19 protein-coding genes are annotated in these 18,133 nt (G+C 62.0%); 6 read left to right on the top strand and 13 right to left on the bottom strand.

Annotated features, from left to right (window positions below):
- Nucleotides 1–74 precede the first annotated feature (74 nt).
- Nucleotides 75–326, bottom strand: coding sequence for a hypothetical protein (locus C486_RS10430; protein ID WP_008455887.1), 252 nt, complete (start codon nt 324–326; stop codon nt 75–77).
- Nucleotides 327–453: 127 nt separating this feature from the next.
- Here C486_RS10430 and C486_RS10425 point away from each other — a divergent pair, with 127 nt between their 5' ends.
- Complete coding sequence (locus tag C486_RS10425) at nt 454–1,584, top strand: ORC1-type DNA replication protein (RefSeq protein ID WP_008455885.1); 1,131 nt, start codon at nt 454–456, stop codon at nt 1,582–1,584.
- Between the two features lie 80 nt (nt 1,585–1,664).
- On the opposite strand, the gene C486_RS10420 is transcribed toward C486_RS10425, so the two are convergent.
- Nucleotides 1,665–1,934, bottom strand: a complete 270-nt coding sequence (locus C486_RS10420) for a DUF7553 family protein (RefSeq protein ID WP_049910450.1) — start codon at nt 1,932–1,934, stop codon at nt 1,665–1,667.
- Nucleotides 1,935–2,220: 286 nt separating this feature from the next.
- On the opposite strand from C486_RS10420, the gene C486_RS10415 reads away from it, so the two are divergent.
- Together C486_RS10415 and uvrB are read left to right on the top strand one after the other, a co-directional pair.
- Complete coding sequence (locus C486_RS10415; RefSeq protein ID WP_008455881.1) at nt 2,221–2,934, top strand: DUF4397 domain-containing protein; 714 nt, start codon at nt 2,221–2,223, stop codon at nt 2,932–2,934.
- A 125-nt stretch (nt 2,935–3,059) separates the two neighbouring features.
- Nucleotides 3,060–5,114 (top strand): excinuclease ABC subunit UvrB, encoded by a 2,055-nt coding sequence (gene uvrB / locus C486_RS10410; RefSeq protein ID WP_008455879.1) that lies wholly within the window; start codon nt 3,060–3,062, stop codon nt 5,112–5,114.
- 123 nt (nt 5,115–5,237) lie between these two features.
- Here the strand turns inward: uvrB and C486_RS20995 are convergent, their stop codons facing one another.
- The 11 genes from C486_RS20995 to C486_RS10370 all read right to left on the bottom strand — a co-directional run bounded on the left by C486_RS20995 (nt 5,238) and on the right by C486_RS10370 (nt 15,730).
- Complete coding sequence (locus tag C486_RS20995; protein ID WP_152419157.1) at nt 5,238–5,876, bottom strand: hypothetical protein; 639 nt, start codon at nt 5,874–5,876, stop codon at nt 5,238–5,240.
- A 72-nt stretch (nt 5,877–5,948) separates the two neighbouring features.
- Nucleotides 5,949–6,653, bottom strand: coding sequence for a hypothetical protein (locus tag C486_RS20990; protein WP_152419156.1), 705 nt, complete (start codon nt 6,651–6,653; stop codon nt 5,949–5,951).
- Nucleotides 6,653–7,168 (bottom strand): hypothetical protein, encoded by a 516-nt coding sequence (locus tag C486_RS20985; RefSeq protein WP_152419155.1) that lies wholly within the window; start codon nt 7,166–7,168, stop codon nt 6,653–6,655. Before C486_RS20985 ends, C486_RS20990 begins: the two co-directional genes overlap by 1 nt.
- A 657-nt stretch (nt 7,169–7,825) precedes the next feature.
- Nucleotides 7,826–9,055 carry a putative manganese transporter gene (locus tag C486_RS10405; protein WP_008455877.1) on the bottom strand — a complete coding sequence of 410 codons (1,230 nt, stop codon included), beginning with the start codon at nt 9,053–9,055 and terminating at the stop codon, nt 7,826–7,828.
- A gap of 253 nt (nt 9,056–9,308) precedes the next feature.
- Nucleotides 9,309–10,625 (bottom strand): NrfD/PsrC family molybdoenzyme membrane anchor subunit, encoded by a 1,317-nt coding sequence (gene nrfD, locus C486_RS10400; RefSeq protein ID WP_008455876.1) that lies wholly within the window; start codon nt 10,623–10,625, stop codon nt 9,309–9,311.
- A 201-nt stretch (nt 10,626–10,826) separates the two neighbouring features.
- The gene (locus C486_RS10395) at nt 10,827–11,309 is read right to left on the bottom strand and encodes a GNAT family N-acetyltransferase (protein ID WP_008455874.1); all 483 of its coding nucleotides are present in this window, start codon (nt 11,307–11,309) and stop codon (nt 10,827–10,829) included.
- A 126-nt stretch (nt 11,310–11,435) separates the two neighbouring features.
- Nucleotides 11,436–11,915 carry a GNAT family N-acetyltransferase gene (locus C486_RS10390; RefSeq protein ID WP_008455872.1) on the bottom strand — a complete coding sequence of 160 codons (480 nt, stop codon included), beginning with the start codon at nt 11,913–11,915 and terminating at the stop codon, nt 11,436–11,438.
- 150 nt (nt 11,916–12,065) lie between these two features.
- Nucleotides 12,066–12,362, bottom strand: coding sequence for a translation initiation factor (locus C486_RS10385; RefSeq protein ID WP_008455870.1), 297 nt, complete (start codon nt 12,360–12,362; stop codon nt 12,066–12,068).
- An 82-nt stretch (nt 12,363–12,444) separates the two neighbouring features.
- Nucleotides 12,445–13,035, bottom strand: coding sequence for a DUF192 domain-containing protein (locus C486_RS10380; protein WP_008455868.1), 591 nt, complete (start codon nt 13,033–13,035; stop codon nt 12,445–12,447).
- A 92-nt stretch (nt 13,036–13,127) separates the two neighbouring features.
- Nucleotides 13,128–14,987, bottom strand: a complete 1,860-nt coding sequence (locus tag C486_RS10375) for an excinuclease ABC subunit C (RefSeq protein ID WP_008455867.1) — start codon at nt 14,985–14,987, stop codon at nt 13,128–13,130.
- 26 nt (nt 14,988–15,013) lie between these two features.
- Nucleotides 15,014–15,730, bottom strand: a complete 717-nt coding sequence (locus C486_RS10370) for a hypothetical protein (protein ID WP_008455865.1) — start codon at nt 15,728–15,730, stop codon at nt 15,014–15,016.
- A 125-nt stretch (nt 15,731–15,855) separates the two neighbouring features.
- On the opposite strand from C486_RS10370, the gene C486_RS10365 reads away from it, so the two are divergent.
- The 3 genes from C486_RS10365 (at nt 15,856) to C486_RS10355 (ending at nt 18,133) form a co-directional block, all read left to right on the top strand.
- Nucleotides 15,856–16,125, top strand: a complete 270-nt coding sequence (locus tag C486_RS10365; RefSeq protein WP_008455863.1) for a hypothetical protein — start codon at nt 15,856–15,858, stop codon at nt 16,123–16,125.
- Between the two features lie 125 nt (nt 16,126–16,250).
- Nucleotides 16,251–17,177 carry an ABC transporter ATP-binding protein gene (locus C486_RS10360; protein WP_008455858.1) on the top strand — a complete coding sequence of 309 codons (927 nt, stop codon included), beginning with the start codon at nt 16,251–16,253 and terminating at the stop codon, nt 17,175–17,177.
- Nucleotides 17,174–18,133 (top strand): ABC transporter permease, encoded by a 960-nt coding sequence (locus tag C486_RS10355; RefSeq protein ID WP_008455856.1) that lies wholly within the window; start codon nt 17,174–17,176, stop codon nt 18,131–18,133. Before C486_RS10360 ends, C486_RS10355 begins: the two co-directional genes overlap by 4 nt.

The following is an 18,133-nucleotide window of genomic DNA, read 5'->3' as shown; positions in this document are numbered from 1 at the left end:
TATCGTCCGCCCGGCGTCGCTTCGTCCGCGTTCGCGACCCGTCGTCACTCGTGTCACTGTCGAACCCGCCGGAGTCACCACGACTCGTCGCCGTTCTGTTCTTCCAAGACCGCGGCGAGCTCGTCCGCGTAGTCCGCGATCGCCGCCACCGTCTCGTCGTCCTGTAGCACGAACGCTTCCTTCATCTTATCAGGCATCTCGTCGGGTGGGAGGTACGCTTCGCCTCGAGCGTAGTCGGCGGTTCCCCGCAGGGTTTCCGGAGAGAGATCGTCAAAGTGCTCGATTAAGAAGTCCGGGATCGCATCCGGTGGAGTCAATACTGCCATTTGCTACCGAGATGAATATGCTGATTAGTAAGTATTGTGGCTGTGTAAAAACCCAACACACGTCACAGGACGTCGCAGTTGTGAGTTCACCGAAAGGTTAAGACGCTGCGGAAGCAGGGTGAAAGTGATGGGAGATGACCCCGAGGAGGGGATGTTGTCGTGGGACGAATCCGTGTTCAGAAACGAGCACGTCTTCGAAATCGACTACGTTCCCGAGACGTTCAAGCACCGCGAGGGCCAGACCCAGAGTCTGACGTACGCGCTGCGCCCGGCGGTGCGGGGGTCGCGGCCGTTGAACGTCGTGGTTCGCGGTCCGCCCGGAACCGGGAAGACGACGGCGATCCAGAAGTTGTTCGACGAGGTCGGTGCCCAGACGAGCGAGGTTCGGACGATCCGAGTCAACTGTCAGGTCAACGCCACCCGCTACTCGGTGTTCTCCCGGCTGTTCGAGGGGACGTTCGACTACGAGCCCCCTTCCTCCGGGATCTCGTTCAAGAAGCTGTTCGGCCAGATCGCCGAGAAACTCGTCGAAGAGGACAACGTACTGGTCGTCGCCTTGGACGACATCAACTACCTCTTCTACGAGAACGAGGCCTCGGACACGCTCTACTCGCTTCTGCGCGCCCACGAGGAGTACCCCGGCGCGAAGATCGGCGTCGTCGTGGTCTCCTCCGACCCCGCACTCGACGTGATCGACGACCTCGACTCCCGGGTCCAGAGCGTCTTCCGCCCGGAGGATGTCTACTTCCCGGTCTACGACCAGCCCGAAATCGTCGACATCCTCGCCGAGCGCGTCACACGCGGCTTCAACGACGGCGTCATCGATCGGCCCACGCTCGAGTACGTCGCCGAACTCACCGCCGAGAGCGGTGATCTCCGGGTCGGAATCGACCTGTTGCGCCGCGCCGGGCTGAACGCGGAGATGCGGGCCAGCCGCACCGTCGAGCGCCAGGACGTCGAAGACGCCTACGAGAAGTCCAAGTATATCAACCTCTCGCGGAGCCTTTCCGGGCTCACCGACACCGAGCGGACGCTGCTCGAGGTCATCGCCGAACACGACGGCGAACAGGCCGGCGAGGTCTACGACGCCTTCCACGACCGGACCGAGCTGGGCTACACCCGCTACTCCGAAATCGTCAACAAACTCGACCAGCTCGGACTCATCGACGCCGACTACGCGGACGTCGACGGACGGGGTCGCTCGCGGTCGCTCACGTTGTCCTACGAAAAAGAGGCGGTGCTGGAGCGGCTCGAGTGAGTCGCCCGTCAGTAGTCGACAGCACCGGGTGACGGCCGTTTCCGTTCCGATCGATCGGGGATCCGTTCACAGGGGGGAGCTTAGGCTTGATCCACCTGTTCACGGTAGTCTTCGACCGTTTCGATCGCTGCCTCGAGCCTGTCTTCGGTGGTGCCGTCGGCCCGCTTGCGGGCCTGTCGGAGCGTATTGAGCCGTTCGTCGAGGATGGCGTGATCGGGCGTGGGGTCGCCCATCACGTAGTCGGCGAACGCATCGGCCGTCTCGCGGATATCCTCGCGGACATCGTCGTCGTCCGTCGACTTCGCCGCCTCTTCGAGGTCGTCGCGGGCCTGCTGGAGTTGTGCCGTCATGGACACCACCTCTCCGACACGATCCATAACGGTTGGGCGAGCCATGGCCACGTCCGGTCGATCCCGCAACCACGGGGAGGCAGGGGTCCGATTGGCGCTGTCGGTTCCCGAAAACCGCTGCCGCGTCGCGATACGCACATCCTTCCGGCGACAGGGAGCGCATACGCGACCGTCACGGATCGGAAACGTCGGCACTACTCGTGAGACGAACGCTCGGCTTTTTTCGACCGTAGTCCCCCGACTCGGGTGCATCATGCCAGTAACACGACGAACTGCTCTGAAGACGATGGGGATCGCAGGTGGACTGACTGCAGCGAGTGGACCCGTTCTGGCCACCGGCGAACACGAACACGACGAGCGGCCGACCTCCGACGAGAAATCGACCGACGACACGATTCCGGGCGCGGCCGTTCGGATCGCGCACTTCTCGCCGGACGCACCGAACGTCGACGTCTACGTCGACGACGATCGCGTGCTCGCGGACATCGCCTACGGCGACGTCTCGCCGTACCTCGAGATCGAGCCGGGAACGTACACGGTGACGATTACGGCCGCCGGCGACCCGGAGACGGTCGCGTTCGAGGGCGAGGTGACGTTCGGTGCCGCGTTCTACACCGTCGCCGCGATCGGCGAACTCGAGGCCGACACCTTCCAGCCGGCAGTGTTGGTAGACGCCGGCTCGGTCCTCGTCCGCCTCGTCCACGCCTCGCCCGACGCACCTGCTGTCGATGTCTACGCCGACGATACCCTGCTCTTCGAGGATGTCTCGTTCACCGACGCGACCGACTACGTTCCGGTTCCCGCCGGCCAGTACACCCTCTCGGTCAGGCCGGCCGGCGGGATGGAGGCCGTGGCTTCGTTCGACGTGACGCTCGAGCGGGGCACCGCCTACACCGGGTACGCGATCGGCTACCTCGAGCCGCCAACGGACGTGACGGACCGCGAACTCACCGTGGAAGTGGCTGTCGACGGCCCGATGGCCGACGATAGCAGCACGTAAGCACTGCCGCTCGAGCGACGCCTCGACTGGAGTCGGTCGGACCGGACGGTCGCGGTCCGGCTGACGCCTCGCAGTCGCGGTCCGTATGCGAGCGCGTAAAGTGGCTCGAACCCCTGACTCCGATAATGAGTGACGCGCAAGGTCCCCTCCAGCCGGACCGTCCTGATGTCGATCGCCCGTTCCGGGTCGACGCTCCGTTCGAGCCCGCGGGGGATCAACCTGCGGCGATCGAACAGCTCGTCGACGGCTTTCGGTCGGGGATGGACAAGCAGACCCTGCTCGGCGTGACCGGGTCGGGCAAGACCAACACCGTCTCGTGGGTGGTCGAGGAGATCCAGAAGCCGACGCTGGTGATCGCCCACAACAAGACGCTTGCGGCCCAGCTCTACGAGGAGTTCCGCTCCCTGTTTCCGGACAACGCCGTCGAGTACTTCGTTTCCTACTACGATTACTACCAGCCTGAAGCCTACGTCGAGCAGAGCGACACCTACATCGACAAGGACGCCTCGATCAACGACGAGATCGACCGCCTCCGCCACTCCGCCACGCGGTCGCTGCTAACCCGCGAGGACGTCATCGTTGTCGCCTCGGTCTCCGCGATCTACGGCCTCGGTGATCCGCGCAACTACATCGACATGTCCCTGCGACTCGCGGTCGGCGAGGAGATCGGCCGCGACGACCTGCTTGCACAACTGGTCGACCTGAACTACGAGCGCAACGATGTCGACTTCACCCAGGGCACGTTTCGGGTGCGGGGCGACACCATCGAGATCTACCCGATGTACGGCCGCTATGCGGTGCGTGTCGAACTCTGGGGTGACGAAATCGATCGCATGGTCAAGGTCGATCCGCTCGAGGGGACCACCCAGGGCGAGCAACGAGCCGTCCTCGTCCATCCCGCGGAACACTACTCGATTCCGGAGACGACACTCGAGGAGGCGATGGACGAGATCCGGGACGATCTGGACTCCCGTATCTCCTACTTCGAGCGGCAAGGCGACATGATCGCCGCCCAGCGCATCGAGGAGCGGACGACGTTCGACCTCGAGATGATGCAGGAGACGGGCTATTGTTCGGGGATCGAGAACTATTCGGTCTACCTCTCGGATCGCGACTCCGGCGACGCGCCGTACACGCTGTTGGACTACTTCCCCGACGACTTCCTGACAGTGGTCGACGAGTCCCACGTCACGCTGCCGCAGGTTCGCGGGCAGTACGCCGGCGACAAGTCCCGCAAGGACTCGCTGGTCGAGAACGGGTTCCGCCTGCCGACCGCCTACGACAACCGGCCGCTGACCTTCGAGGAGTTCGAGGAGAAAACCGACCAGACGCTGTACGTCAGCGCCACGCCGGGCGACTACGAGCGCGAGGAGAGCGGGCGGATCGTCGAACAGATCGTTCGACCGACACACCTCGTCGATCCGGCGATCGAGGTTTCGGACGCAACCGGCCAGGTCGACGACCTCATGGATCGCATCGACAAGCGGATCGAGCGCGACGAGCGCACGCTCGTGACGACGCTGACCAAACGGATGGCCGAGGACCTCACCGAGTACCTCGAGGAGGCCGGCGTCGACGTGGCCTACATGCACGACGAGACGGACACGCTCGAGCGCCACGAGATCATCCGTTCCCTTCGCTTAGGGGAGATCGACGTACTCGTCGGGATCAACCTCCTGCGGGAGGGGCTGGACATCCCCGAGGTGTCGCTGGTCGCGATTCTGGACGCCGATCAGGAGGGCTTTTTGCGGAGCGAAACGACGCTCGTCCAAACGATGGGCCGGGCCGCCCGGAACGTCAACGGCGAGGTCGTCCTCTACGCCGACGAGCCCTCCAACGCCATGGCGTCCGCCATCGAGGAAACCCAGCGCCGCCGCCGAATTCAACAGGAATACAACGAGGACCACGGCCTCGAGCCCACGACGATCGAGAAGGAGATCGGCGAGACGAACCTGCCCGGGTCGAAGACCGACACCAGCGAGGTCTCCGGTCGGGAACTCGAGGACGAAGACGATGCCGCCCGCTACATTGACGAGCTCGAGGCGCAGATGCAGGAGGCTGCGAACAACCTCGAGTTCGAACTGGCGGCCGATATTCGCGACCGGATTCGGGAGGTGCGCGAGGAGTTCGACCTCGAGGGCGGAGACGAGGGGATCGCGCCGCCGACCGACGAGATTTGAGGTTCGAGTCTGCGTTTTCGACTGTCGTTGCTTCTGGTTGGTTTCCGCTGGGCCCCAATGCGCGACTGAATTTACAGTTAATCTGCATTACCTCTCTAAAAAGTTTGAATAGAATCATCTAAATCAGGCTCTTTTTCCTGCGAGGAAGATTAATAGCCCTCCTGCAATGCAAATAGCACTCCGTACTATGGTGGTTCCACTCCCTGCTACCCAAGAAGTTGGTTGAGACTGCTTTCCTGTTTTATAATAATATTCATTTTCAAACTCCAGAATATCTCCTTGTTCAAATGATTGGACTTCTTTATCATATACAGTTACTGATCCCGTTTTGACCGCTTTCTGAACTTCTGAAGATTGGTCTTCAACTGGGATAGCAGCATATTCAATTGCATTAATAGCGGATATCTCCTGTAATGTGAATTCAGTATTGTTTCCACTTATATTATGTTTTGGAATGTATGTTATTCCCTCTATTTGAACAACAGGGTAAGAGGGACCCCGATCAATTTGTCCATTATATTTTAGCGGACCCTCTTCGTGAACCTCCTCTTCAAAAACGCATTCTCTGGCACCAGGGCAAGTTAATGTTTGGTCTGATAACATAAGAGCTGCTTCTGCCATTGATTCATTCTCTATTTTTTCAACATTATAGGTCATTTTCCTATCACCGCCTCCCTCTGGATAAAAATAGCTGGTACTCAGAATTAAAACCAATCCTGTGGAAAATATTAATACAGTTAATAAATTGTGTCTGCTCAACATTGTATGTTTGTTCTATCTATTTATACTAAAATGTTTTAAAACACCATATGGGAATTGTAATATGGCAGTTAATCAGCTGGGCTTAATATCAACTTCTATGTCCATTGAATCTCCCTCTTCACGGCTATAAATAACGTCGTAGGGTTCTCTTGCCTGAGGGACATATTCAATAACTCCAAACCCCCGGGACCATTCTGCAGTAAGTGGTGATGTTATATAACTATTTCCACCTTTTATATCAAATGCAACTCCTGCAGCGTCCTCTTGACTAGTGGGGAATGAATTAAATGGAATTTCCCATTCGGTATATTGATAGTCCTCACTGTCTACTGAAACCCCATCGGGGGTAACCGATTTTGATACACCTACTGATATTGGCCCATACCCTGCGCCAACTGAGAGTGCAAATTCATCATATTCACTGGACCCACTTGGATATGGATTCTCAACATCTATATCAGTCTCAAACCTATCGTCACCATATTCTAGCGACACTTCCATATTGTTCCAAGTCCATCCATAATCTGGATAATCTTTGTACTCTCCCTTACGCTCTGGCTCATCTATATAATGCCACATAAATGCCCAGGTAGTCGAATCTCCGGAAGGAATTGAAGGATCTAATGGTTCCTCAAAGGAATCAACATCTGTATCCGCTAGTATATATGTAGTATACTTATAGTCGTCTTCAATATATTCCGAAAAATCATGTCTATCTTTAGATTGGCATGCACTTGGAATGACCTCGTAAGTCCCGTCAACATTTAGAGTAGACATTATTGTTCACCTTTTTCCGTTTTTTCGAGCGTGTTCAGGAGACTATCATATTTGCCATTTCTTTCATTACTTAATGTAAATCCTGTTCTTTCAAGCGACTCCGGAGAACGAACAAAGCCGGTGATGTTACCATTGTCTGGGACCATGACCTTGACCATTTCATTATATTTTCCTTTTTTCTTCTTTTGTCCCATCGGTTTTTTCACCTCTCTAAAGGACCTAATATTCAGATTTTTATTTGGGTAATTAAAATTTGAATGTGTATTTTTCTGGTCGATTCTATATTTCCTACCATCTATGTTCAAATTGCCAACAAGCTTATCAGAATTCTGGTTGAATTGAGCAGATGCCTCACCCAAAATTTCGTGGGTATAAGGATTATATGCAACTCCTACAACCTTTGAACCACGTGACGCCGCTCCAGTAACCACGAATCCAGAACTCACAACAGATGTAGCACCTAGCGTCTTCAGTACTTTCCTTCGACTACTGTTAATTGGCTTTCTATGTGCCATATTACATCTATACACAGTACAGATATTAATAATTTACCCCTCAAATACATTATCCGCAACCGGGTTCATAGATGAGCCATGGATAGCAGTCACTCAAACATCCGTGTATCGTTTGAACAATTTATGCATACTACTCCGGCAGAGACCATACCAGGTCCTCAGTGGACAGACACCAATCATGGAAGTGCAGAACTAGACAGTGTCGTTTGACTAGAAAACAAACACGACTGGTAGAAGCTGATTGTGATACCCGATGGTCTGTGGTTCGTTGTACAGACGCCGGCGGGATTCATTACGCTCTACGCGTCGCTTGAGGAACTGCTGCGGAACATGGGTGTGTCTACCACGAAAAAGACGGGTCGTTGGCGTGTATTCATTCGTGTTGGAGTTTATCTTCTATGACGATACCTGTCGCGTCGGAATCGAAGCGCACAATGGGGAGAGATGCGTACGAACTGACAGACACCTTTGAACTCTACTCTTGGAAATATTCCGATCGAAACGATATCGATACGAAAACCTACTATGAATAATCGAAGTACGTGTTTTTAAAGCACCAAGAGACGCTGGTCAGATATGACGTGGGGTGGACTGTACCAGGTGTTGGTGGCGGCCTAACGTCGACTCAACAAACCGATACCAGAGCCGATCTTGAGGTCATCCCAGTACGCCAAACCCGAACTCCGCCATGCCGAACACCGATCCCCACAGGAAGTGGAGCGCGACGCCGACGACGACGGCGGGCAGGAAGTTGTAGATCGTCGCGACGATAGCGGCCTTGGCGTCGACGGCCAGCAGCGGGAACAGGGCGTCGCCGTCCTGGCAGATCGCGTTCGCGGTCAGGGCGGAGAACGGCAGCCCACCTTCGGCGTAGACGCTGGCCAGCAGGATCTGCGGCCCACAGCCGGGGATCAGCCCCACCGCCGCGCCGCCGATCGGGGCGAGGACGCCCGCCGTCGACGCGAGGGTTGCGATGTTCACCCCGCTGAGGAGGACGAAGTACTCGTAGACGAGGAAGGCCGCGAGCACCCAGACGGTGACGAAACTCGTCTCCATCGCCGCGTGGGTGAGCGTATCGTAGGCCGACGCGAAGGACTCTCGAGCCCGGGCGATCTCGCCCTCGCCGACGTAGTGGCGGCCGACGACGTAGAGGTACAGCGACAGCACCGCGCCGACGATGCCGGTGATCGTGAACAGTCCGTCGAAGCCGAAGTCGGCGACCAGCGCGACCTCGGGACCGCCACGGAGCAGGTAGAGCGTTCCGAGGACGAGCCCCGAGACGGCGGTGACCCACCACAGGACGTGTGCGAAATGGGAGAGCGGGGTGAGTACTCGCGAGTGGCGATCGGGACCGCTCTCGTGGGCGTGGGTCGGTGCGGGGCCGCCGTAGTCGTGGGCGGGGTTCGGCCTGATCCCCCCGTCGACTGCGGTGCCGCCGTCCGGCGTCGCGGTGGGCGAGAGTTGTGCGACGGCGGCGTCGACGCGGGAGACGCCGAGCCCGACGGAGTCGACGAGGTAGCCGGTCGCGACCGAGGCGACGAACGCGATGGCGTAGGCGTACAGCGCGGCTTCGGGTGCGAGCGCGAGAATGACGAAGGCCGAATCGCCCGCAGTCGCGCCGAGCGTCGCAACGACTGTCCCGAAGCTGACCGTCCCGCGGATGTACAGCGGCATCACGACGATCGCGCCGCCACAGCCGGGCGTCAGTCCGAGGAGCGCGCCGAATAGCACCTGTAACCGCTCGTTGCCTTCGATCGCGCCGATCACTGCGCCGTCGGTCCAGTACTGGAGGAGTCCGAACGCCAGCACCGTGACCGCGACGAACGCGCTCACTTGAACGTAGCCATCCCGTAACGACTCGAGGAGGACCACGAGGAGTTCGTTCACGGGGCATCACTCGATGCACGAGTCCGATCGAACCGAAGTTTAGGCATCTCTAAAAATGAGTTTAGTGGCATGAGGTAAATAGTTGCTGGTGATGACGGTCGCGGGCGAACCCAGCCTGTGCAGTCGCTTTAGGCGGACGAGGAGGACGAAGTCGGTCGGCGAGGCGTGGCTTATCGGAGCAGCCGTACCGCAGTGCTTGAGGGAGCGGACCGGGCGGTGGTTGTGATCCGCTCGCGTCGGAATCGGCCGGTCGCTACTCGTGCTCGTCGCGCAGGTGCTCGATCGCGTGGAGTTCGACCACCGGGACGATCTTGGACACGGTGAGGAAGAGGAGCGTCACCATGCCGATGGTTCCGATAATCGACATGATCTCGATCAGACTCGGGATGTAGGTGCCGGGCGTTGCGGCGTAGATGTCGAAGGTCGGGTGAAGGAATCCCTCGACGACGAACAGCACCTTCTCCATGATCGTCGCGGTGAGGACGGCGAACCCGGAGACGACGGCCCGCTTCTTGGTGAACAGGGACGGCCGGATCGACTGCGCGAAGATGTACGATAGCGTCAGGAAGACCAGCAACATCGAGGTGAGATAGATCGGGCTGGTGGCTCGGGCGACGGCGGCGTGGGTCAGGTCCACGGGGGCCTGAAACAGCCCGGTGATGTTCTGCTGGAGTTGGAGCCACAGGAAGAGCAGACAGAAAAAGCCCAGCCACAGGAGCAACCCGCGGAAGATGTCGTCGGTGAAGATGTGATCCCAGTCGTAGGCGGCCCGGAACGAATAGGCGAGGATGATCACTCCGCTGATGGCCGAGGTGAGCGCGATGGTGAGGAACTGTGGCCCCTGGACGCCGCCGAACCAGGTCGGCATCGTCGGGATCACCGAGAAGAGCCACGGAATAACCCCGCCGTGGAGCAACAGCGGGGCCATAATAATGATCGCCAGCGCGAGCCACCAGACCATCCGTTCGACGACGCGGTCTTCCGTCTCGGTGTAGCCGATCGTCAGGAGGCTGTACAGCGGTCCGAGACGGTCGGGGAGCTGATTACGCAGTCGGCTGACGTCGTAGCGCAGCGTCAACGACAGATAGGTCGCCGTCAACACGAAGTAGGCCGTGATGACGGTCACGTCCCACACCAGCGGGGAACTGTGAACCGTGATATGATAGTGGCCGATGACGCTCGTGACCATCCGGTCCGGCCGGCCGAGGTGGACGATAATATAGAAGCCCGCCGCGGAGAGCCCGCCGATAGTCAGCAACTCCGCGAGTCGCGCCACGGGCATGTACCGGTCCATTCCCAGGAGCCTGACCGCCGCCGAGAGGATAATCCCGCCGTGGGCGATGCCGACCCACCAGATGAACGCGCCGATGTACACCCCCCAGGTCACGCCGCCGCCGCTGCCCCAGTCGCCGAGGGCGGTGACGGCCAACCCCTGCTGGAGTTGGTAGGCCCACCCGATCAGGAAAGCGACGAGCGCCAGCCCCGCGATCCCGACCATCGCGACGTACGTTTTCGACACTGCTCCGATCGGCCGCAAGATGTCGGCCTCGCTCGGCGTTTTCGTCCCCATCGTGCTACGGTGACACTCATCGGCGTCCCACTTGCGTCCGTGCACTGAATTTGCAAGGTCGGGGTCGCCGCCGGGCGATTGCTACCCGCGCCCGAGCGCGCCGACCCTCTCCGCCCCTGAACGATGTCCCCGAACCCGAACGCCGTTCGCCGACCCCGGGTGACGGTGCGCGTCGAGCCGGCCGCGCTCAGTTCGATGCGTTCACAACTCGAGCGTGTAGACTACTTCCCGCCGCTGTTCGCCGCCGATCTCGACTTCGTCCTCGTCGGTCGGCTCGAACCCGTGTGCCTCGTAGAACTCCCGCCCTCCCTCGTTCGAGGCGAGGTCGATCGCTCTGATCCGCTCCATGTTGAAGTCCCGCAGATCCTCGCGGAGCCGTTCGTACAGCGCCGTCCCGATCCCCTCGCCCTGGTGGGCCGGATGCACGGACATGCGGAGGACGTCGCCTTCGTCTACAGTGACGACGCCATGGGTGAAGCCGACGACCTCCCCGTCAACCTCGGCGACGAGGAAGGCGGTACCCGGCTTCGAGAGCGCCGTCTCGAGCGCGTCGTCGCCGTACCACTCGTCGATGGTCCGATCGATGGTTTCGCTGTCGAGTTCGTCGTAGGTGTCGTGCCACGTTTCGCGGGCGACGCTCCTGATCCGTTCGCGGTCGTCGCGGTTGGCCGGTCTGATCTCCATACTGCATGCTATGCCATTGGATACCAAAGTAGTTCCACCGTCTCAGTTAGGTGCCGTCCGGCAGGCCCGGGACGACCCCCTGACGGCGCGGTTCGAGCCGGTTCGCGCGCGGCGCGATCCGTCCAGTCAGTCGATCTCGAGCGTGTAGACCGCCTCAGGGTAGTACTCGCCGTCGATCTCGACGGTGCCTTCGTCGGTCCGCTCGAAGCCCAGCCCCTCGTAGAAGGTGCGGCTCGTGTCGTTGAACGCAAAGTCGAACGCGCGAATCCGCTCGGCGTCGGTCGTCTCGAGGGCCGTCATCAGTCGCTCGTGGAGTTCGCTCCCGATCCCCTCACCCTGGTGATCGGGGTGGACGTACATCCGGAGGATGTCGGCGGTCTTGCCCTGGGCGACCGCGTGGGTGAACCCGACGAGGTCGTCCCCTCGTTCGGCGACGAGCACGACCGTCGAGGCGGCTTCGAGCGGCATCGAGTCGTCGGTGTACCAGGTATCCACGGTCCGGTCGATCGTGTCGGCGTCGAGTTCGTCGTAAGTATCGTGCCAGGTGGCGCGAGCGACGGCGGTGATCGCCTCGAAGTCCTCGGCCGTTGCGGCTCGAACGTTCATACCCCATTATTGAACGTGAGATATAAATAACTCGCCGACGCGGGGTCGTGGAATCGGACGGCGTTCGGGACTCGAGCGACCGGGCACGCGACTCGAGCGAGCGCCCTCGCGTTAGGATGGCGCGTTCGCTGGCGACCGTCGACTACCCGATCACTCGCGAACGTCGAACCCCCGCTCGCGAAGGAGTTCGGGAACCCGGTTTCGGTGGTTGCCCTGTAGTTCGATCCGATCCTCGTCGACGGTCCCACCGGTCCCCATCGACCGCTTGAGGTCGGACGCGATCGATTTGATCTCGTCCGGCCCGAGATCGAACCCTTCGACGATCGTCACCGGCTTGTCGTACCGACGGCTCTCCGTCCGGACCGACAGGACTTGCTGGGAGGCCTCGAGGTCGCCCTGGCTGTCGAGTTCGTCGAGCAGTTCGTCGAGCTCGTCATCGTTTGCCATGTGGTGGCATAGGGTGGCCGGTGAGATAGCCCTCTCCTTGCGTTCGCAACGGTCGGTGTGGCTGCTCCGTCGGCGGGCCCGATCACTCTTCGAGATCGAATTCGAGGACATCCCCTTCGCTGACGCCGTGATCGCTCGTCCACTCGTAGGTAACCTCAAGCACGTACTGTCCCCGTCCGGGGTAGTGCTGGTCGTTCCCGTTCTCGTCCGGGCCGGGTGCCGGCGCGTGATGGATGCCGGTGATCGTCCCGTCCGCATCGGCGTAGACGATGTCGATGCCGAAGTCCATCTCCCGCATGACGAAGGACCGATCCGCGACCGATCCGTAGACGAACAGCATACCCCGATCGGGCGGCAGTTCGTCGGTATCACTGAGACCGAGGTACTGGAGATCATCCGTGTCGGCGATCGCCGCCGTCACCTTCCCGAGTTCGTCGCCGTCGGTCCCCACGACCCGGACCGCGGTCGTCTCGTAGTCCGCGTGAACCGTCGGGGCAGCGTCGTCCGACTCGTTTGCAGCCGACGCAGTCGTCTCCGCGCCGTCACCGGCCGTCCCGTCGTCCGTGCCCTTCGAGTCGTTGGTGCCCCTCGAGTCGCTCGTGTCGAGACACCCGGCGACCGTGACCGCCCCGGCGGCACCGAGCAAGCGTCGGCGAGACACGTCCTCGTGCATAGCAGTGTCATCGACGGGACGACGCAATATGCCTTCTTCTCCTTCCGCACGTGCGAGCGTCCGCGTCGCTCGGCTGTGTCCTCGACGGTCCGTTAGAGCCGGGATTTGATCGTTTCCGCCGTCTTCTCGCCGATCCCCTCGACGCTCCGAAGGTCGTCGACGCTGGCCTCGCGGACGTTTTCGACGCTGCCGAAGCGGCCGAGTAGCCGCTTTCGAGTTTTGGGACCGATCCCCTGGACGTCGTCGAGCACCGTCGTAACCTCGTCGCGGACGGTCTGGTGGTACTGCACCGCAAAGCGGTGGGCCTCGTCGCGGACCCGTTGGAGGAGGTGGAGGTGAGGCGCGTCGCTGGGCCACGAAAACGACCGCTCGGGCATGACCACGCGCTCCTCGGCTTTCGCCAGCGCGACGGCCGGCACGTCCCACCCGACCGTCTTGAGCGCGTCGCGGGCGGCCTTGAGCTGTCCCTTGCCCCCGTCGATCAGGAGCAGATCGGGGTCGGGCCGGTCGTCGCGGCCCTCGACGGCGCGGCTGGCGCGCCACTCGAGCAAGGCACGCATGTTGTCGTAGTCGTCGTTTTGGTCGGTCAGCTTCTTCCGCCGGTAGTCGGATTTTTCGGCGCTGCCGTCGACGAACGTGACGTCGCTCCCGACCGCCGCCTTCCCCTGCGCGTGGCTCACGTCGAACCCCTCGATCCGTCCGGCCGACTCGATCTCGAGGGCGTCCGCGAGCATGCCACACTCGTCGCGCCGACCGACGTTGCGGCGGGCGTTTTTCAGCGCGAGTTCGACGAGTTTCGCCTCCCGGCCTGCCCCCGGGACCCGGACCGAGACGCCCTCGGCCGCGAGCCAGGCCGCGACCTCCTCGTCGCCGTGGCGTTCCGGCAGGAGCAGGGCGTCCGGCAGTTCGCGCTCGGCGTAGTACTGCACGATGAAGGCGGTGAGTACGACCGGCACGCCGTCCCTCCGACCAGCCGTGTTGGCCCCCGTCCCGGCGGATCCGGGTGCCTCGAGCGTGTGTCGGTCCCGCTCGATCAGCTTGCCGTCCTCGGCGCGTAGCCGAGCGACGGTCGCGTCCTCACCCTCGATCGCGACGCCGAGGACGTCAACGCCCTGCTCGTCGCCGACCGACTGGACCGCTTCGCCGCCCTCGCCGTGGAAGGCCTCGACGGTCTCGAGGCGATCCCGCAGGTTCGCCGCGCGCTCGAAGTGCCGCTCCTGTGCCGCGACCTCCATCTCCCGGCGCAGCGGGTCCGCGAGCACACCCGTTTCACCCTCGAGAAACCGTTTGACCGCGGTCACATCCTCGCCGTACCTTGCGAGGTCGATCTCGCGGGTGCAAGGCGCGGTGCACAGCCCCATCTCGTAGTCCAGACACGGCCGCTCGCGACCCGCGTACTTGTGGTCCGAACAGCCACGGATCCCGTACGTTTCCCGCAGGGCCTTGACGACGGTCTCGACCTGCGTCTTGCTAGTGTAAGGGCCGAATACGGTCGCGGCTCCGGTCGTGGTTTCGCCGTCGTCACGCGGTTGCACCGCCCGACTGTCCGCGGAACTCCGTTCCGCGCTACTCCCGTTCGAGGCGCTTTGGACCTCGCCGTCCGGATCGCGGGTGATCTCGATCCGCGGGGCCTCGTGGGCGGTCACTTGGATCATCGGGTAGGACTTGTCGTCCTTGAGCCGGACGTTGTAGCGGGGCTGGTGGCGCTTGATCAGGTTCGCCTCGAGCAACAGGGCCTGGGTCTCGGTGTCCGTGACGGCGATTTCCACGTCGTCGGCGCGGTCGACCATCCGGCGAATCCGCGCGCTGCGGGGATCGGCGTAGGATCGAACCCGATCGCGCAGATCGACCGCCTTTCCGACGTAGAGGGTCGTCTCTCCCTCGCGGAACTGGTAGACCCCCGGCTCGCGGGGCAACGATCCGGCACGCTCGCGAACCCCATCGGCGTTCATCGGCGGGCCTACGGAGGCGGGAGGCTTCAGCCTGACTCATCGGCCTCGATCCCGTCACCGGCCGTCCGGTCGCGATCGGCGCACCGCTCCTCGCTCGCTCGATCACCGTCGCGCCGGCCCGCGTCCGCGAGTTCCGACCCCGATCCCGGCCGAATCGCCCGCTCGAGGTCGGCGATGGCTCCGTCGCCCAATTCCGCGTCGCCGACCGGCAACACGAGGTCATCGCCGCCGCTCACTCGGAGTACGAGCCGCCGTGACCGCGAGCGCAGATAGGAGCCGACGAGACCGACGGCGAGCGCGAGCGCGGCGACGCCGACCAGGAGCACGCCCCACTCGACCAGTTCCAGGATCGTTTCGACGGCCGCGACCGCGCTCTCGGCGAGCCGCGTCAGCGCGGTCGGCCCCGGAACCGAATCGAGATCGACGGCCGGACCCAGCGTCGTCCCGCTGCCGTTCGTCGCCACCTCGAGGACGCCGACCCCGACGAATGCCGCGGCGAGTCCCGCACAGAGGTGGCTCACCCGCGCGCTGGTTTCGACGGAGACGGTCCCGACGTTCGGCCGATCGACGTGGCGAAAGGCCCTGTCGCTCGAGTCGGCCGTCAACGCCAGCACGCGTTGGTTCGTGACGGCAACGGTGGCGTCCGCGAGGTCCGTCCGGTGTTCGACGTGCTCCCCCTCGTGGCAGAGTTCGTCGACGTGATCGCGCCACTGCTCGACGCGCTCGCGTCGGGTTCGCGCCATCGGTAGTCGTCACTCCTCCGACGCCGACCGCCAAGTACGTCGGTGCCCGTTCGACCGCGTAAGCTCTGCCTTCGTGCGGAACCGACTCGGTACATTCTCGATGCTCGACTGCCAACCCGCTGGGTATGAGCGACTCGACGATACAGTGCTGGCTCGTCGAACGGGAACTGGGTGATCGGGACTTCGTGACACTCGTCTACGCGACCCCGGACGGATCGCGGTTCCAGCAGCGCCAGCGGTCGTCGACGGCGCTGCGGACCGGGCCTGCGGTGACCGCGGCGACCGACATTCCGGAAGCCGAACTCGAGCCGGTACCCGACGCGGAGACCCGGGAGCGATACGCCGAGGAAGCCGACCGGACCGCACAGCGGTACGATCCCGACGATCCGATATAGGGGTTTCATCCACGAGAACTGTGGAGAAATAACGGGACAGAGGTTCCGAAAGAACGTATTTCGTCGATCTCCCCGATAGCGGTGATGTCACAAACCTTTTCGGGCAACACTGCGACCACACAGCTATGCCCGCTATCACAGTCGACAATCTGACCAAATCCTTCGGTCAGACCCTCGCACTCGACGATCTGTCCTTCCAGGTCGAAGAGGGCGAAGTGTTCGGCTTCCTCGGTCCCAACGGGGCCGGCAAGTCGACGACGATCAACATCGTGCTCGACTTCGCCCGCCCGACGTCCGGCGATGTCAGCGTCCTCGGAATGGACGCCCAGCAACACAGCCGGGCGATCCGGCACCGAACCGGCGTTCTCCCCGAAGGCGTCGACCTGTACGACCGCCTGACCGCCCGCCAACACCTCGAGTTCGCCATCCAATCCAAAAACGCCGATACCGAGCCCGAACGGCTGCTCGAGCGCGTCGGCCTCGTCGACGCCATCGACAAGAAGGCCGGCGGCTACTCGAAGGGGATGGCCCAGCGGCTCATGCTCGCGATGGCGCTGGTCGGCGAACCCGACCTGCTGATCCTCGACGAGCCCTCGACCGGCCTCGACCCCAACGGAGCCCGCGAAATGCGGAAAATCGTCCGCGAGGAGAACGAACGGGGCGCGACCGTCTTCTTCTCGAGTCACATCATGGAGCAGGTCGAGGCGGTCTGTGACCGCGTCGGCATTCTGCGCGACGGCGAGATGGTCGCCGTCGACTCCGTCGAGGGCCTGCGCGACTCCGTCGAGGGCGGCACGACGCTGCGGGTCACCGTCGATCGAATCGACGACGACGCCCTCCAGGCGGTCCGATCGCTGCCGGACGTCGGCGACGCCACCGTCGAGGACCGGACGCCGCCGACGATCGTCGTCACGGTCGACGGCTCGAAGACCGCCGTCCTCTCGACGCTCGAGGACCGCGGCATCGAGGTCCGGGACTTCTCGACCACCGAAGCGTCGCTCGACGATGTCTTCCAATCGTACACGACTGACACGGGGGTGCACGCGCGATGACCTCCCAGGCCGGGACCGGCACCGAACCGGCGGCCGCGGGCGGCTCGGCATCGAGTTCGCTCACCCTCGAGAGCGTCCGCGCGATCGCGAAGAAGGACTTCCAGGATTCGGTCCGGTCGTGGCTGTTCTGGGGGCTGAGCGTGTTCTTCTTCACGCTGATGGCCGCCTTGGCCGGCTTTATCGCGTGGGCGGAGCCCGAGGAACTGACGACGCTCGGGTTTATCAGCCTCATCAGCCAGGTGTGTAAGCTCGTCATTCCGCTGATCGCGCTCGTGCTCGGCTGGAAGTCGATCGCCGGCGAACGCGAGACGGGCAGCATCAAGGTCTTGCTGTCGCTGCCACACTCCCGGAAGGACGTCCTCGTCGGCAAGCTACTGGGGCGAACGGCGGTGCTCTCGCTGTCGCTCGGCATCGGCTTCGTCATCGGGATGCTCGCCGTCGCGTTCGCCGTCACCGAGTTCTCGTTCCCCGCGTACGTCGCCTTTCTGGCGATGACGATCCTGTACGGACTGGCGTACATGAGCATCGCCGTCTCGCTCTCGTCGGTGACGCGGTCGACGACGATGGCCGGCGCGGCGATGTTCGGGGTCTTCGTTCTGTTCTACATCGTCTGGAATTCGATCCGGTCCGCACTGGGACTCCTGATGCGGCGAGGGTACATCGACGGTGTCAGCTACATGACGACGACCCTCACCGGCCAGCAACGAGAGATGACTCGGTTGCCCGACTGGGCGCTGTTCATCGATATGATCGATCCGGGGACCGCGTATCAGAACACCATCACGCTGTTCAGCGGCCTCTCGGGCGAGAACATCGGGACGACGTTCAACGAGGCCGCCTTCCCCAACGGGCTCCCGTTCTATCTGCAGGACTGGTTCTCCCTCGCCATCCTGCTGTTCTGGATCGTCGTCCCGCTTGTCGTCGCGCTCTACCTGTTCGATCGCGGCGACATCTGA

This window comes from Natrinema gari JCM 14663, from assembly GCF_000337175.1.
In the GTDB taxonomy this organism is placed as follows: domain Archaea; phylum Halobacteriota; class Halobacteria; order Halobacteriales; family Natrialbaceae; genus Natrinema; species Natrinema gari.
This window is presented reverse-complemented; position numbering and strand designations above follow the sequence as displayed.